At 47.8% G+C, this 15,745-nt stretch carries 11 protein-coding genes; 6 read left to right on the top strand and 5 right to left on the bottom strand.

Going from position 1 to position 15,745, the window contains the following annotated elements; genetic code table 11:
- The first annotated feature begins 4 nt into the window (after positions 1-4).
- Complete coding sequence (locus H9J30_RS13070) at positions 5-1,219, top strand: ABC transporter permease (protein ID WP_240131490.1); 1,215 nt, start codon at positions 5-7, stop codon at positions 1,217-1,219.
- A 1-nt stretch (position 1,220) separates the two neighbouring features.
- The gene (locus H9J30_RS13065; RefSeq protein WP_240131405.1) at positions 1,221-2,357 is read left to right on the top strand and encodes an ABC transporter permease; all 1,137 of its coding nucleotides are present in this window, start codon (positions 1,221-1,223) and stop codon (positions 2,355-2,357) included.
- Between the two features lie 159 nt (positions 2,358-2,516).
- On the opposite strand, the gene H9J30_RS21635 is transcribed toward H9J30_RS13065, so the two are convergent.
- Positions 2,517-4,706, bottom strand: coding sequence for an immunoglobulin-like domain-containing protein (locus tag H9J30_RS21635; protein WP_275679624.1), 2,190 nt, complete (start codon positions 4,704-4,706; stop codon positions 2,517-2,519).
- A 621-nt stretch (positions 4,707-5,327) separates the two neighbouring features.
- On the opposite strand from H9J30_RS21635, the gene H9J30_RS13050 reads away from it, so the two are divergent.
- Positions 5,328-6,659, top strand: a complete 1,332-nt coding sequence (locus H9J30_RS13050; protein ID WP_240131404.1) for an APC family permease — start codon at positions 5,328-5,330, stop codon at positions 6,657-6,659.
- Positions 6,660-6,712: 53 nt separating this feature from the next.
- Here H9J30_RS13050 and H9J30_RS13045 read toward each other — a convergent pair whose 3' ends face one another.
- Both H9J30_RS13045 and yjgA read right to left on the bottom strand, forming a co-directional pair.
- Positions 6,713-9,193, bottom strand: a complete 2,481-nt coding sequence (locus H9J30_RS13045) for an Ig-like domain-containing protein (protein ID WP_240131403.1) — start codon at positions 9,191-9,193, stop codon at positions 6,713-6,715.
- A gap of 28 nt (positions 9,194-9,221) precedes the next feature.
- Positions 9,222-9,755, bottom strand: coding sequence for a ribosome biogenesis factor YjgA (gene yjgA / locus H9J30_RS13040; protein WP_240131402.1), 534 nt, complete (start codon positions 9,753-9,755; stop codon positions 9,222-9,224).
- A 161-nt stretch (positions 9,756-9,916) separates the two neighbouring features.
- Between yjgA and pmbA the strand changes: the two genes are divergently transcribed.
- Complete coding sequence (pmbA, locus tag H9J30_RS13035) at positions 9,917-11,260, top strand: metalloprotease PmbA (protein ID WP_240131401.1); 1,344 nt, start codon at positions 9,917-9,919, stop codon at positions 11,258-11,260.
- Positions 11,261-11,459: 199 nt separating this feature from the next.
- On the opposite strand, the gene H9J30_RS13030 is transcribed toward pmbA, so the two are convergent.
- On the bottom strand, positions 11,460-12,305 hold the full coding sequence (locus H9J30_RS13030) for a substrate-binding periplasmic protein (RefSeq protein WP_240131400.1): 846 nt from the start codon (positions 12,303-12,305) through the stop codon (positions 11,460-11,462).
- A 277-nt stretch (positions 12,306-12,582) separates the two neighbouring features.
- Between H9J30_RS13030 and H9J30_RS13025 the strand changes: the two genes are divergently transcribed.
- Entirely contained in the window at positions 12,583-12,810 is a 228-nt protein-coding gene (locus H9J30_RS13025; RefSeq protein WP_240131488.1) for a ribosome alternative rescue factor ArfA, read from the top strand.
- Positions 12,811-13,102: 292 nt separating this feature from the next.
- Here H9J30_RS13025 and rimO read toward each other — a convergent pair whose 3' ends face one another.
- Complete coding sequence (rimO, locus tag H9J30_RS13020; RefSeq protein WP_240131399.1) at positions 13,103-14,548, bottom strand: 30S ribosomal protein S12 methylthiotransferase RimO; 1,446 nt, start codon at positions 14,546-14,548, stop codon at positions 13,103-13,105.
- A 391-nt stretch (positions 14,549-14,939) separates the two neighbouring features.
- On the opposite strand from rimO, the gene H9J30_RS13015 reads away from it, so the two are divergent.
- Positions 14,940-15,653, top strand: a complete 714-nt coding sequence (locus H9J30_RS13015) for an oxidative stress defense protein (protein ID WP_240131398.1) — start codon at positions 14,940-14,942, stop codon at positions 15,651-15,653.
- Positions 15,654-15,745 lie beyond the last annotated feature (92 nt).

The raw sequence follows: 15,745 nt of genomic DNA, 5'->3' as shown, positions 1-15,745 counted from the left end.
CTTTATGGCGCAGCTTGTGGCATTAGTGCGCCGCGAGCTTAAGGCGTTGTGGTGCGATCCTTGGCAACTGGCTTTAATCAGTTATATCCCACTGCTGGGGATTTTGTGCCTGTGGTGGTTATTTAGTGCAGGTTTACCGCGGCAGTTGCCCGTGGCGATTGTTGACCAAGACCATAGCCAACTCAGCCGGATGTTGACCCGTCAACTCAAAGCAAACCCTGTGACAGATCCCCAGAGTTTTACCGATCTTTCCTCGGGCATTACCGCGATGCAGCAGGCGCAGGTCTATGCGGTGGTAGTTTTCCCCTATGATATGAAAAAGGATCTACTCACAGGTCATACACCCACTATCGATGTGCGTTATAACAGCCAATTTTTGTTGGTGGGAAAACTGCTATCGAGCCAAATTCAGCTGAGTTTAGGAGATGGACTGTTACAAGTCGCAGGCCTTAAGCAACTGATGACGGGCACGCCGAAATCCCAAGTCGCGGTGAATTTAAGCCCAGTAAAGAGCCAAACGACCGCGCTGTTTAACCGTAATAACAACTACATAGGTTTTTTAGTGCCGCCGGTATTGGTCGCGCTGTGGCAGTTGTTATCTATGTTGGTGATCGCTAACAGCTTAAATCGCGAGTTGCACCTTAATGCCGCGCAGTCAGAGAGTGGGGTATCCAATCGGTTAACCGAGCATTTTTGGCCTAAGGTGTTGGCTAAGATCTTGTTGTTTACGCCTATCTTAATGCTGCAAGGCGGGTTTATCCTCACTTGGCTGTATCAGTATTTAGCCTTGCCTTTGGCGGGCAGTTTAGCGCTGCTGCTGTTTGCCCAGTTGATCATGCTGTTGGCGGTATGGAGTTTGGTGTTACTGGTGTTTGTGCTGATGCGTGATAGCGCGCGGGTGATCAGCTTTTGCACGGCGTTATTCGCGCCTGCCTTTGCCTTTATGGGGATCACTTTTCCTACCCATGAAATGCCGCAACTCGCCCAGTGGTGGCGACTTGTTATGCCATCGAGCCATTATATTGAGTCCCATGTGAGTGTGGTCAGCTATGGTGCTGCTTGGCCAACGGTGGCACAGCAATTGAGTAGCTATTGGGGATTTATTTGCCTATTTCCCGTGATTTATGTCTTGGCGAACAAACTTTTGCCGATGACGGCCAATGCTAGCTCTGGGGCGACTGTAAACACCGAAGCGCCTCTGCCAGCGAAGGGGCAATAACATGAATTTATGGCAGTTAGTGCTCACTGAATTAAAGGCGATTGTTAGCGATAAGGCGATCACCGTGACGCTATTTGGCGGTGTGCTGTTTTATTCGGTGCTTTATCCTTTGCCTTATTTGCATCAAGTCCCCACTGAGCAGCAACTGATTGTGGTGGATTTAGACCATTCTTCCCTGAGCCGTCAACTTATCCGCCACGCCGATGCGAGTGCAAAAATTCAAGTGATTGGGCAAGTCGGCTCAATCACCGAAGCGAAGCGCTTTATTGAAACGGGCAAGGCGCACGGTTTATTGGTGATCCCCGAAGGATTTCGCCGCGATTTGCTGCTCGGTAAGGGCGTCACCTTAAGTTACGGTGGCGATGCCAGTTACTTTTTGATCTACTCCGCTGTGGCCGAGGGGCTTGTCAGTGCGGGGATGGATGCGGGTAAGCAAATACAATGGATTGGTATGCTCGCCCAAGGGAAAAATCCTAAAGAGGCTGAGCAGAATCTGAACTCGCTGCACTTAAACAGCGTACCAGCGTTTAACCCAAGCCTAGGTTATACGCCCTATGTGGTGCCGGGATTATTTTTACTGATCCTGCATCAAACACTGCTGATCGGGACTGGCATTTTAGGTGCTGGTCAGTGGCGCCATCAGGGCTATTGGCAGCAGGTGTCGCCGCTGCAATTGGTCTGTGGTCGTATTCTCGCCTTTATGTTGATTTATACTCTGTTTACCAGCTTTTATGTGGGCTATTGCTACCACTGGTATAACGTGAGTATTCAAGCGAGTTTTGGCCTAGTCGCACTGTGGTTATTACCGTTTTTACTGGCGACGGCGGCGGCTGGAGTCGCAATGAGCACCTTGTTTACCCGCCGCGATTTGCCTACTCAAGTATTGCTATTAATTTCAATGCCAATCCTGTTTGTCTCAGGCTTTGTCTGGCCAATTGCCTTGATCCCAGATCCTTTGGTGCTGGGCTCGCAGATGATCCCTGCCGTTCCGGCCATTATGGGCATGTTAGAACTCAATCAAATGGGCGCTAGCTGGGCGAGCGTGTTACCAAAGTGGTTACAGCTTTGGGGCTTGTTTGCGGTATTTTTTGGCTTAGCTCTCTTAGGTATTCACCGCCGGGCGCGGGCTTGGGTTTAGCTTGTGAACTGGTGGCGAGAGTGTGCTTAGGAAGATTTTTAAGGGCGAAATTTTACTTTGGTATTGAATTGCTTGTGAGATGAATCCAAAGATTTGCCCTTTGGCATCACAAGATGCCGCAGGGCTTGTTGTCAAAGTAATATGACCGCAACGCGAGTATTAATGCTTAGTCCACGCATCTTGCCAAGCGCTGCCAGTGCCTGGGGCATAGTAAGGCGCTGAGCCGCTACACCATCCGCTGTTTGGCCAAGGTCGGCATTGGTAAACGCCACCTGCGTTGGTAACAATATCACCGGCTTGGTATTGGGTACCTGCACTGTATGCTGGGTATTCTCCGGGCTCGATACCGCCGTCATCTGCAACTAAGGACAGGGCAAACTGTTGTTTGAGGCTGTTATCTTTGTTGCTGATGATGAGCTGATAAGCTCCCGCATCGAGTGATGCTCCCTGCAATACCATGGCGCCATTACCATTAATGTTAGCTGTGCTGCTCGCGTGGATGCGCTCATCCTGCACAAGGCTAGCCGTTAATTCCATCGCTTGATTGGTATTGACGTTAAAGTTAATGCTAACTTGCCCTTGGGTTAGTGGGTAGCTCGAGGCTAAACCGCTTATCGTAAAGTTCGGCGTGATAACCGGAGGCAAGCCTGAATCGCAATCACTGTCACCTTGGGATTTCCACACGCCCCATTGACCGGCTAAGTCCGGTTGCTCACCTTGAGTCCACCAACCCGCTAACCAGATTTTGCCTGCGTAGCTAACCGTATCACCGCCTAAGTAAATCTTGCTTGGATTCCATAAATTTTCGCACACTGCACCTTGCTCTTTGACGGTTACGATACGCACTGCGCGGGATTGCTCGCCAGCACTGTCAGTTACGCTGTAGACCAGCTCATATTGGCCGATACGGTCGCTATTGACTTCACCTTCAATACGGATGCTATGGGTCAGATCGCCATCTTCGGCATCGTTGGCGCTAACGCCTGCCATTGGATCGAAGGGGGCTGAGACTGTGATGCTAGTATTATGGATGCCACTCAACTCAGGTTTAGTGTTATACACCTCAACAGTGCGTACTTGCTCCGTCGTGTTGTTATCTGAATCGGTGACTTTATACGTTAGTGGATAAAGGCCAAGTTGCTGAGTATTCACATCACCAGTCACTTGGATGTCGGCCGTCAGATCTTTATCTTCGGCATCATAGGCGCTAACGCCATCCAGTGGATTAAATACGCCACCTAATTTGACCCGAACATGGCCTAGGCCGCTGAAAATGGGTTTGCCGTTTTCTGGCTCTGGTGGGGTAATGTCTTGATTGTGGATGAAGGGCCCGTACGCCTTAATAAATGATTCATTATAGGCTTGGCCTGTAGCATTTTTCCCCATATCCCAGTTGATCGACCATGTCATTACGCCACGGAGTGGCTGCCCTTGATTTTTTAATTGTTCGAAGGCGGCAAACAGTTTTTGTGGATCGCTCACATAGCCTGTGGCTGCCGCATCAATATTAGTCGGGATGCCAAAGACCAGTTTGTCATGGGGAATTTTTGTGAACCCATGGCTGCCATTGGCGAGTGCATTAGCGATATGGTAGATAAACTCTTGTTTTAAATTGTCATTATTTTGCGCAATCCAGCCTATACCATCGATATAAATACCATCGCCACCTTGGTTATAAAATTGCGGGTTAATCCAATCGTAATAGCCCTCAAGGGCGTTGATATAAGGTACATATTTCCCGCTGGTGGTGAGGTAGGGGAATTCAGGCGCCATAGTGATTAAAAAGTTTTTCTGCTGCTTACGGTAATGATCTTTAACGATCCTTAGCGCCGCGGGAATGACGATTTGATTGTCTGCAGCGGTGACTGCGGCTTGTTCGAGGTCGATATCAAGCCCATCAAAGCCATATTTTTCAACTAACCGAATGATTTCATTTGCCAGATCTTGCTCTTGGCCATTGCGCAGTTCAATGTGAGCATCCGCGCCACCTAAGGCGATTAATACTGCTCGGCCTTGACGATTGAGCTCACTAATTTGATCAATAAATTGTGCCTCAGTTAACCCAATTGCGGGATCGAGTTTGAAGGTCGGAATGCTGCCGTTGGCACCATAGCTTTTCATAAATGAAACATCGACAACGTTATATTGCGGATTGACCTGCGCTAGGGTCACACAGGGGGCGATACCACCTTTATAACCTGCGCCATCACACCAGTTATGCCAGTAACCCACGACAACGCCTGCTTGCGGGTTGACCATTGCTGAACCCTCTGCGCTTGCAGGGGCGGCCAACACAGCGGTGGTAAGAGCTATGCAACTAAACAGGGTATTGAATTTAAAAGATTTCATTGAGTCTTGCCTTTTTATCGATAAAAACAACCAAAATAGCCTAAGCTGCTTAAGTTGTGTTTAATGAAGTTAAAAATGGATTTAACTTTGACTTATTGGTGGTTTAAGTGAGTTTTTATTGTTTTTTTATGCTTTCTTAGTTCATGGTTATTATGCATAAAGTCTTTAAAGTTTATATAAAAAATGGTTTTGTAGTTTATTTTATTTGAAGTTCGCATTTATCTGTCATTTGTTTGGCAGTGTCAATTTTATGGTAAATGTGACTTTTAGCCTTTAGTGGCAATAATGTGATTTAGCAAAGATGTGAAAAAGCCAATTTTTGCGACAAAGATAAGGACTGTGAAGCAAACGATGGTTTTTTGCTTGTTTTCCTACTTGTTTAAGGCGAAAATGCGCGCCGAAAAAATAACCGAGGTATTCAGTGCCTCGGTTATTTTCTTTTTGAATGTATAGGTTTTAAACCAATAGAGGCCGGTAAACATCCGGAAATGATATGAGGTTCATTTGAACCTACTTTACTGAGGACAATTCAATGGGGCTGTTGTTTACCGGATTTTCGGTCGTTGCCGTCAATCAACATGTTGCGTTAGTCATTCCACCTACTTTACTGGGAGGTGGTGTATGAGCCAACAAAAACCGGGCTTAAAGCAAAGCCTTAATCTGTGGCAGGTGGTTGTGATGGGGCTTGCGTACCTCACGCCGATGGCCGTGTTTGACACCTTCGGAATTGTCTCTGAGATCACCTCTGGCCATGTGGCCACCTCTTACTTGCTCGCATTAGCGGGTATTCTCTTTACTGCCTTTAGCTATGGTCACTTAGTGCGTAAATACCCCTATGCGGGTTCGGCCTATACCTATGCTCAAAAAACCTTTAGTCCGAATGTCGGCTTTATGGTGGGCTGGTCATCGCTACTCGATTATATGTTTATGCCGATGATCAACATGCTATTGGCCAAAATCTATCTCACCGCCATGTTCCCCAACGTGGAGCCTTGGATTTTTATCTTTGGTTTAGTCACTGTTATGACGCTACTCAACCTTAGAGGCATTGATTTAGTTGCGAATTTTAATGGGGTTATCGTATTTGCCCAGATAGCGATTATCTTAGTGTTTATTGGATTGATGGCCCATAGCCTGTCCCTTGGGGAAGGTGAAGGGGTGATTGCCAGCGTGCGTCCATTCTATTCCGAGCAGATAACCTTAGCGCCGCTCTTTACCGGGGCAACCATTCTGTGTTTCTCCTTTTTAGGTTTTGATGGCTTAAGTTCGCTAAGTGAAGAAACCAAGGATGCAAAACGAGTCATCCCCCGTGCTATTGTACTAACAGCACTGATTGGCGGGGTGATTTTTGTCAGCGTGTCCTATTTCTTGCAACTCTATTTCCCGGATATTTCTCGCTTCCAGCAGCTAGATGCTGTGCTGCCTGAGATTGCCCTGTATGTGGGCGGTAATTTATTCCAGTCTATCGTGCTGGTGGCGACAACGATTGCGGTGTTAGCTTCGGGCATGGCCGCCCATGCGGGCGTAGCACGTATTCTCTACGTGATGGGTCGCGACAATATGTTGCCCAATAAAGGCTTTGGTTATGTTCACCCTAAATGGCGTACCCCAGCATTTAACGTGATTCTAGTGGGGTTACTGGCGCTTTCGGCGGTGTCATTTGATTTAGAAATGGCTTTAGCCTTAGTGAACTTCGGTGCTTTAGTTGCCTTTACCTTTGTTAACCTGTCGGTGATTGTGCAGTTTTATTTTAAAGAAAAACGTAATCAATCCCTTAAGGAGCATTTGCTGTATTTCGTCTTGCCCTTGTGTGGTGCTGCGACCATTGGCGTGCTGTGGATTAACCTTGAGCCTCAGTCATTAGAACTCGGTTTAATTTGGGGAGCGGTAGGAATGTTGTATCTGGCGCTGCGCAGCTTACGTTTGCGCAAGGCGGTAGAGTTACAGAATTAACCAATAAATTGAGCTAGAAAGTAAAAGACCCGCCTTGGCGGGTCTTTTGGTTTTTACAGTGTCGGCACAGTAAAGCTTAAATTGGTGGTTTTAATTCCCTTTGGTGTAGTGGTCACTATGCTGACTTGACTCCCCGCAGAAGCGGTGAAACTGAGTGGTGTGCCTAAACTATCCTTAGCAGAGATGCTATTGGGTACCTCAAATGTTTCTGCTACGCCATTACAATCGACGCAAAGCTCGATTTGGGTCTTGGCAGGCATAATTTGCTTCGCTCTGTCGTGAACAAACACCACAAATTGAGATTGGGCACCTGCAGCGACGGGTTTTATATCATTGACGCTGGCGAGTAGCACATCGTCCTGCATCACACTGATATAAGCCTGCGAGCCAGACATGCTCATCACCAATCCCTTGCGAACATAGGTCTTGTTGGCTTGACCTGTACCACAGAGGCTGCCTAGGCATTGCGGGCCGTTAAACTTGCCATCGGCTGCTGGATAAGTGTCACGGGCGAGGTTATCGAAATAGCGCTCGCCACTGTCGTAGCTGAAGTTTTCATTATCATCACGGAACGCCGTTGGTAAGTCGCTGAACCCCTTGCTGTGGAAGGTTTCGACATCCATACCATTACCGCTGCAGTGAGTTGCGGCGCCATTGAATAAACAGGCGTTAGCGATAGCACCGCCATCTGCGCTATCAAACTGGTTGTTGCCATTGGTATCGAAAAAGGTTTCGTGACCTAGGGCGTAAGCCAATATGCTAATGCGATGATCCTGAGGGCGATAATCGCTGGATGTCCAAGTCACGCTGCAAGCGCCATTTTTGGTCAGGCAGCTTGGGGCGATTTGCCCGCCCTCGGTGGTGAAGTTCACCGTGGTATCGTCGGGCGCTGGGTTTCCAAAACTGTCCGACAATCGGGCGGTAATAGTCGCAGTTTCACCGTCATGATCGCCCGCTTCTGGGTTGACTATCGTCGTAGACAGGCTAAAACCAAGCTGTTGTGGCAAACCTGTATTGACGGTTAATTGCTCAGACTGGCTGGTAATCACCTCTTTGGTATCGGCATCCACGGCCGTGGCAACCACGCGAACGGGGGTGGGCACAGTACCTGAAAGCACGCGCACACTGGCGATACCTTGGGAGTTGGTGAGGCTCTCAGCGCTGGCGCTGCCATTGGCAAAACTTAAGCCACCAACGACGGTATCTAAACTAAAACTGACCTTTTGCTGCGCTGCAGGCTGGCCATTGGCGCTGGTCACTTTAAAGCTGACGAGGGATGATTCACTCGACCCAGTTCCACCTGCGCCTTTAATGCGTATCTGGCTAGGCGCTGCCGATTCAAAACTTAGGCTTGCAAGGGTTTGGCGCTGTAGTGTAAATGGGAAATTGGCCGTAAGCGTTTGATTACCGACTACTGTGGTCGCGATAATTTGGTCATTACGCTCACTGTTACCGCTGCAGCTTGTGTCTTGGAAGGTTGAGCTGGCATTGCCCGATAAGGTGGTGACAGGCGTGTCTAAGGTGGCGTTATTACTGGCTGTACAGTCGGAGCTAAAACTCATTGATGAAGGCGTTTGTACTCGAGTAATAGTGCCATCACTCGCTTCTAATACTAAGCTTGCGGTTACCCCAAAGCTGCCGCCGGCGCTAATTTTATAACTGCCGTCTGCTTGTGGCGTTAAGGTGCTGCCAAGTTTACCTTCAGTGAAGCTGGTTCCGTTAAACGATCCTAGTTTGAGGGTGCCTGTTTCGTTGATGGCATCTTTACTGAGTACTTCATATAAGCTGCTACTTTGCAGCGTTTGACCTTGATAATCGACTGTCACAGTTAAGGTATTTGCCCCTAACTCCGTCGCGCTTGGCGTATACGTCACCTGGGCAAGACCTTGGCTATTGGTCAATGCGCTAGCTGGATTGAGGGTAGCTGTGCCTGCACTAAAGGTAACTTTAGCATCGGCAATGCCTTTGCTTTCAGTATCAAGCAAGATGGCTTGCAGTTGTACGGCTTCATCCACTTTAAACCGTGTGACCAAGTTTGCGCCATTGACAATGCTGGCACTGAGTTTGGGTGGAGTAACGGTACCCGCTCCGCCCTTGCCAATAAATTCATAGTTGCGTGTCGCGGTTAAGGCTGCGGCACCTGCGGGAGTGTAGGTCGCACTGACAGTCCCCGCACCTTCGGTTAAGCCTGGATTAGCAATAATCACTTCAGCCACACCATTGGCATTGGTTAATTTCGTTGCTGGGGAGACTGTGCCTAAGGTGGCGCTAAAACTAATCAGTTGTCCGCTGACGTTTGCTGAACCTTGTTTTAAGGTTGCAAGCGCACAAAAGCTGGCATCAGTCGGGAAACTTAAACTGCTCGTGCTATCGGCACATTGACCGTTAACTAAGGTTTTGTAGCTTAAGCTGAGGCTATAACTGTCGGTACTGCCACCTGCGTCAGTGCCATCAGCGGCGCCATTACAACCACTGAGCGCCGTTGCGCCCAGTAATGCCCAAGAGAATACTGATAACGTTTTGCTAAATCGCATAAGCAAACATCCTTGTGGTGCAGGTTGATTAGTCTTGGATTTCGCTGCGTAAATATTTAAACAGCTCTTTTGAGGATTTTGACTCAGGACCTTTCGCCAGTTCTTTGGTCGCTTGGCGCACTAAGGTGCGGAGTTTTTGTCTATCCAACTGTGGGTAATGTTCCACTAAGGTTTGGATTTCACCGTCGCCTTGGGTGAGTAAACGCTCACGCATTTTCTCGAACATTTGCAACTTGGCGGTTTCGTTGCTGTTTTTGTTCAGCACCACGGCGAGCGACGCCTTGATAGGTTCGATATCGACGTTACGCATCAGCTTGCCGATATATTGCATATGGCGGCGATAGGCTTCGGTCTTTGGCTTGATCTTATGAGCTTGCTGAATGCTGTCGTATAAGTGCTCGTCCAGCTCGATTTTATCTAGCTGGGTTTTGCTGAGTGAAACCAGTTCCATACCGACTTTTTGAGCCGCTTCGCAGTCACGCTTATCCTCAGTTTTACTGACATACTCTTCGTTACTGTCATAGGGCTGTTTAAAATGTTCTGAATCACCAACAATCTTCATATAGATAAAACCTCAGTTAAATTACGCGCTAATAATAACATCTCCCGCCAAAATTCGCCTAGCTAAAGCGCGATTCAATCAGTAAAGCGCGCAATAAATAATGTGAATGGGATGGGTGTTTGTTATGCTAGCGCCATTGCCTATAACGAAAGAGTTGCTTTGTGTCTTTGAACAGAATCGATAGTGAATTGACCGCGCTGAAAGATGCGGTTGCTGTGGCCCTCGAATATGCGAATAAATTAGGGACAAATGCCGCTGAAGTGGCGATCAGTAAACAACAGGGATTATCGGTTTCAACCCGTTTAAAGGAAGTTGAAACGGTAGAGTTTAATAAAGATGGCGCCCTCGGTATTACGGTTTATCGCGATGGTTGCAAGGGCAGTTCATCAACCTCCGATCTCAGCCCTGAAGCCATTGCGCTGGCGGTAAAAGCGGCCGATGATATTGCCCGTTACACCTCGGCAGATCCTTTTAGCGGCCTGGCAGACAAAGCCTTAATGGCAACCGAGATCCGCGATCTTAAGCTCTACTATCCGCAAGAGATTTCAGCCGACGAATTAGCCCAATTGGCCATTCGCGCCGAAACCGCAGCGCTCGATGCTGATCCGCGCATCAATAACTCCGACGGCGCGAGCGCCAATGCCCATACATCGGTAAAGGTCTACGGTAACAGCCATGGCTTTTTAAATGGTTACTGCAGCTCCCGTTATAGCTTAAGTTGCAGCGTGATTGGTGAAGACAGTGACGGTAATATGCAGCGGGATTACGATTACACTATCGCCCGCAAATTCAATGAGATGCTTTCACCTGAATCGGTGGGGCTAAAAACCGCCGAGAAAACCGTGAGCCGTTTAGGGGCGCGTAAGATCGCCACCACCCGTTTGCCAATATTACTGGCGCCAGAGATAGCGACCGGCTTAATCGGCCATTTGATTGGTGCCATCAGCGGTGGCAGCTTGTATCGTAAATCGAGCTTCTTACTTGATGCCATTCACACCCAAATCTTCCCCGATTGGTTCAGTATTGAAGAGCAGCCGCATTTATTGGGCGCGCTCGCTAGTGCCAACTACGATAGTGAAGGGGTTGCGACCCAAGATAGACGCATTATCGATCGCGGCATATTAGAAACCTACTTGCTAACCAGCTATTCGGCGCGCAAATTGAGCCTACCTAACACCGGTCATGCGGGCGGGATCTATAACTGGACCTTAGCGCACACTGGCCAAGGTTTTGATGAATTAGTCAAAAGCATGGGCACGGGCTTGATTGTCACTGAGGTGATGGGCCAAGGCGTGAATATGGTAACGGGGGATTATTCCCGTGGCGCCGCAGGTTTTTATGTCGAAAATGGCGAAGTGCAGTTCCCCGTAGAAGAAATTACCATTGCTGGCAATCTTAAGGATATGTTCCGTGGGATACAGGCGGTCAGTAAGGACTTCGATTTACGCTCGTCTATTCGCACCGGCGGGATTTTATTGTCCGAGATGAAGGTTGCGGGTAACTGATTGAATTAACCTAATCTAGTTCATTTAGTCTAACTAATCAGTTCTCACCAAGTGAGCTTTAAACCAAAGGGCAAATGCGTTGGCATTTGCCCTTTGTGTTGATGTTTAGATATTTGATTTTTTATGGCGTTCGCAACATCTTTGAGTCAGTTGCTGCCTACGCCATGCCACGACAGGTCGAGGGCACTGCATATCAGCATTAACCAAAGTGATTGAAATATATCCGCTGGGTTTCACCCTCGGCATCCATCATGGCTAATGCTCTGGCAAACTCGTAGGCTTTGGAATCTTCCGCAAGCAAGCTTGGGTTGTTATCAGGGCTCAAGGGGAGATTGGCACGATAATAGGGGTTTTGTCGCGCCCGAAAATGACGACTTTTTTTGGAAAATCCCAGATACATGGCTTGAGGTTGCTGACAGCAATCGGGGTGCAGCTTAAATTGGCTAATATCACGATTTTTAAGGTAATAGTTAAGCGTTGCTCGATCGTAGATAAAAAAATCCCCTTGGTTGGCGAGGAGGTAATCTAAAGCCTTGGGCACATCAAGTTCGGGCGGTTTGCGCACCGACATGGTTTTGGATATGCCATTAAAGTCATAACTCCCTGGCGCAATTAATAGCGTCATACTTGTCTGGGATAACTGCGCGAGTGAGTTAATACTTGCCGCACCAGCTCGGCTTATGCCGATGTAACGCTCCGACAGACCATTAGGGATAAAAAAGGCAAATTTAGCGCGTTCTTCAGTAAAATGCAGACCGGGATAAAAATCGACATTACCCAGTTTGAGATCCCGTAAAATCCGCAGTTTTGGAGCTCGGATTACCCGCAATTTGCAACCAATTTTCTCTGCTGCGGCCTGATAGATATCGCGGTAAAACCCTTGGTTATTGGGTTCGTGTTGGATAAAGGGAAGGCGCTCACTGGTGCGATAACCCATAGTAATGATGCATTCAGAGCTTGAAAAAGCCTGCGCTAGACTAGGGGAGAGGCTGAGTAACAGGACTACTAAGCAAAGCAAAGGCCGATAAATAACTGCAAACTGCAAAATGCTCTCCTTCTCCTGTGATTACCAAGGGTAATCGTGTCGATAAATGGCGACCCAAAGTAGTGTTAAAGATAAAGATTTGTTGTTCTAATGTATTATTTTTGTTGAGTTAATCTATCATACTTTTCGATAATAAAAAGTGCGATTCTTTGCACTACTGCACAAACTCTGTACATCTTTTTAGATTGGTTTATAGTGTCGCCGCTGGCTGAGAATAATTAACTTGGCCCTTGACTAATATAGGATTAATTGAGGAGTCATTATGACGAAGGTAAATATGGCAAAAGTAAAAGCCGAGGGGGTGTTAGAGCATGAAAATGGTCGCGGCACAATTACAGACAATGCACTTAAGGCGCTGGTGACCAGTCCGTTATTTCGGATGCGTACCGAAAAGCCGAAAAAGGGCAAAGGGTCTTACAACCGTAAAGCAGCAAACCGAAAGGGGTATCAGCATAGGGGTGATACCCCTTTCGACTTTATGGGAGCTTGTATCATAGGTGCTTAGTGTTGAAACCTTAACTTTGCCCGCCTTGTAACTTGTTTTTCCCTTATCTCTGCTCGATTTCTCTTTGATTCTTATCCTGTAAACCTCTAAAAACACGATTCCTAAGCTTATTCCGCGACTTAGCAGCTCTGCCATTTGCTGCCTATATCCTTCAATGCCTATCACTAGCTTGGTAACGATTGGCCCAAAAAAAAGCGAGCTCCTTGACTATTAGTATTAATATCAGGAGCTCGCTATTAATGCTTTTAATCCGGCTAATCGACTGCTGAGGGCAAGCGCTTAGAGCGAAGGCTTAAGCCTCGACATCATCCTCAGCATCGGCATCCACTAACTCGGCCCACAGATCGTGCTCGTCCGAATGAGTGATCACGGCGCGAACTAACATGCCGGGTTCGAGTTCAGTTTCACCGTTGATAAATACCATACCGTCGATTTCAGGGGCATCGGCGAAGCTGCGGCCAATTGCGCCTTCTTCGTCAACGTCATCGATCAGAATATCCATGGTGCGGCCAACGAAACGCGCTAAACGCTCGGCGCTGATCTCGGCTTGGACTTCCATAAATCTGTGGTATCTGTCTTCTTTGACTTCTTCGCTGATAAGCTCGGCGATGGTGTTAGCGACTGCGCCTTCGACTTCTGAGTATTTGAAGCAGCCAACGCGGTCGAGGCGCGCTTCACGCAGGAAGTCGAGCAGCATTTCGAAGTCTTCTTCGGTTTCACCTGGGAAGCCGACGATAAAGGTTGAGCGGATCACCAAATCTGGGCAGATTTCGCGCCAGCGTTGAATCGCTTCTAATTGACGGTCAACACGGCCTGGGCGCTTCATCATCTTCAGGATGCGTGGGCTGGCGTGCTGCATTGGAATATCTAAGTAAGGCAGAATTAAACCTTCGGCCATTAATGGGATCAGATCGTCAACCCATGGGTATGGGTAGATGTAATGTAAGCGTACCCATGCGCCCATCTTGCCTAACTGACGAGCAAGGCTGGTGATGTCTTGCTTAACTGGCATACCGTTCCAAAAATCGGTGCGACCGCCTTTGTCTTTACCGTAGGCCGAGGTGTCTTGGCTGACTACGAGGATTTCTTGTACGCCGGATTCAACCAAACGTTTGGCTTCATCCAATACGCTACCCGCCGGGCGGCTATCTAAATCGCCACGCAGTGCAGGAATGATGCAGAAGGTACAGCGGTTGTCGCAACCTTCTGAAATCTTTAAGTAAGCGTAATGTTTAGGCGTTAACTTAACCCCAGTTTGTGGGATTAACGAGGTAAAGGGATTGTGCTCTGGTTTTGGTACGTATTTGTGGACATGCTTTAACACGGCTTCGTAGCTGTGTGGGCCAGTGATTTCGAGTACGTCTGGGTGTACTTCGCGGATTTGGTTTTCTTTGGCGCCTAAGCAGCCGGTCACGATTACTTTGCCGTTTTCTTCTAAGGCTTCGCGCACCGCATCTAAGGATTCTTCAACCGCCGCATCGATAAAACCACAGGTGTTGACGATCACTAGATCGGCATTGTCGTAGCTGTTGGTCACTTCATAGCCATCGATACGCAGTTGGGTCAGAATGCGCTCTGAGTCCACGAGGTTTTTGGGACAACCTAAAGACACAAAACCGATGCGATTGCCTGTGGCAGCATTGCCCGTATTAACAGAATCAGCACTGGCGGCTTCTAATGTTTTGGCAGGGGTCTCAAGCGTGGTAGTTTGCTTAGGATGAAAAGTTTCAACTGTCATGGTGTCTCGCTGATGCTGATAAAAGAGCGCCTTAAAAAGAGCGCGGATTATACCTGAAGTGATTAAAAGGTACAGTATCTGTGGCTGAAAAGTGTACAGCCAAGATGGCGTTTCTACCAGTTACGGCCCACACAATGCTGTGTATCGTTATCAATCGGCATTTCGTCCTGCGGGGATTCGTTTTAGGGCGCGTAGCTGAGTACAGGGCTGAACGTAGCCGATTAGAAAATTTTTTAAAAAAATTAACCCTTTTTATGTTTGCCCGCGTTTATAGGGATAGTTTGTATGACGCGTTGGTATAACGAGCAGACACTAAATTGGCCTGTTAGCCGATAGTCATCGCGTTAGAATCACGGCAGTCTCGCCTTAAATGATTTAGTTGGAGTTAATAATGAAGCATTCTCTTTTAGCTGTATTAGTTGCTGGTGGTCTTTTCTCTGGCGCATTTACTGCCACCGCACTTGCTGCCGATGTGGACTTTCCCCATATCGAAACCATGGGCGTCAGCCAAATTCAAGTCGAACCAGATATGGCAGAACTTAATGTGGAAGTGGCGGTCACCGAGAAAGACGCTAAGGCTGCTAAAGATAACTCGGATGCAGCTGTCGCGAAATTTATCGCACGCCTCGCCGCCGCAGGGGTGAGTAAAGAACATATTCAAAGTGCTAACTTAAATCTGCAGCCCCAATATGTGTATGCGCAGGATAAAGCACCTGAGCTAACGGGGTATATCGCCAGTCGTCAAATCACGGTAACGATTACTGATTTAAGCCGCTTGAATACGATTGTTGATTCAGCCATTGAAGAGGGCATGAATCGAGTGAATAACATCGCCCTTAAATCAAGCAAAGAGGCTGAATATGTGGCCAAGGCGCGCCAAGAGGCCATTGTCGATGCTAAGCAAAAAGCCGAGTCTTTAGCCAAGGGATTTGGGGAAAACTTAGGTAAGATTTGGCAAATTCGCTATTACGATCAACGTCCAGTACAACCTGTGATGCTGCGTATGAATGCCAAAGCCGATTATGCTATGGCCGCGGCTGAAAGCTATCAATATGGTCAAGTGACTATCGAAGACCGAGTGGAAGTGGTCTATAAATTGAAATAAATCAATCATAAACCGATAAGATGGATGAGGCTGACTTAGCTCATCCATTGTGACTGATTAGAGTTGATTGTCGATGATGTAAAGAGTGTTTA

Source organism: Shewanella cutis, assembly GCF_022410515.1.
GTDB lineage: Bacteria > Pseudomonadota > Gammaproteobacteria > Enterobacterales > Shewanellaceae > Shewanella > Shewanella cutis.
This window is presented reverse-complemented; position numbering and strand designations above follow the sequence as displayed.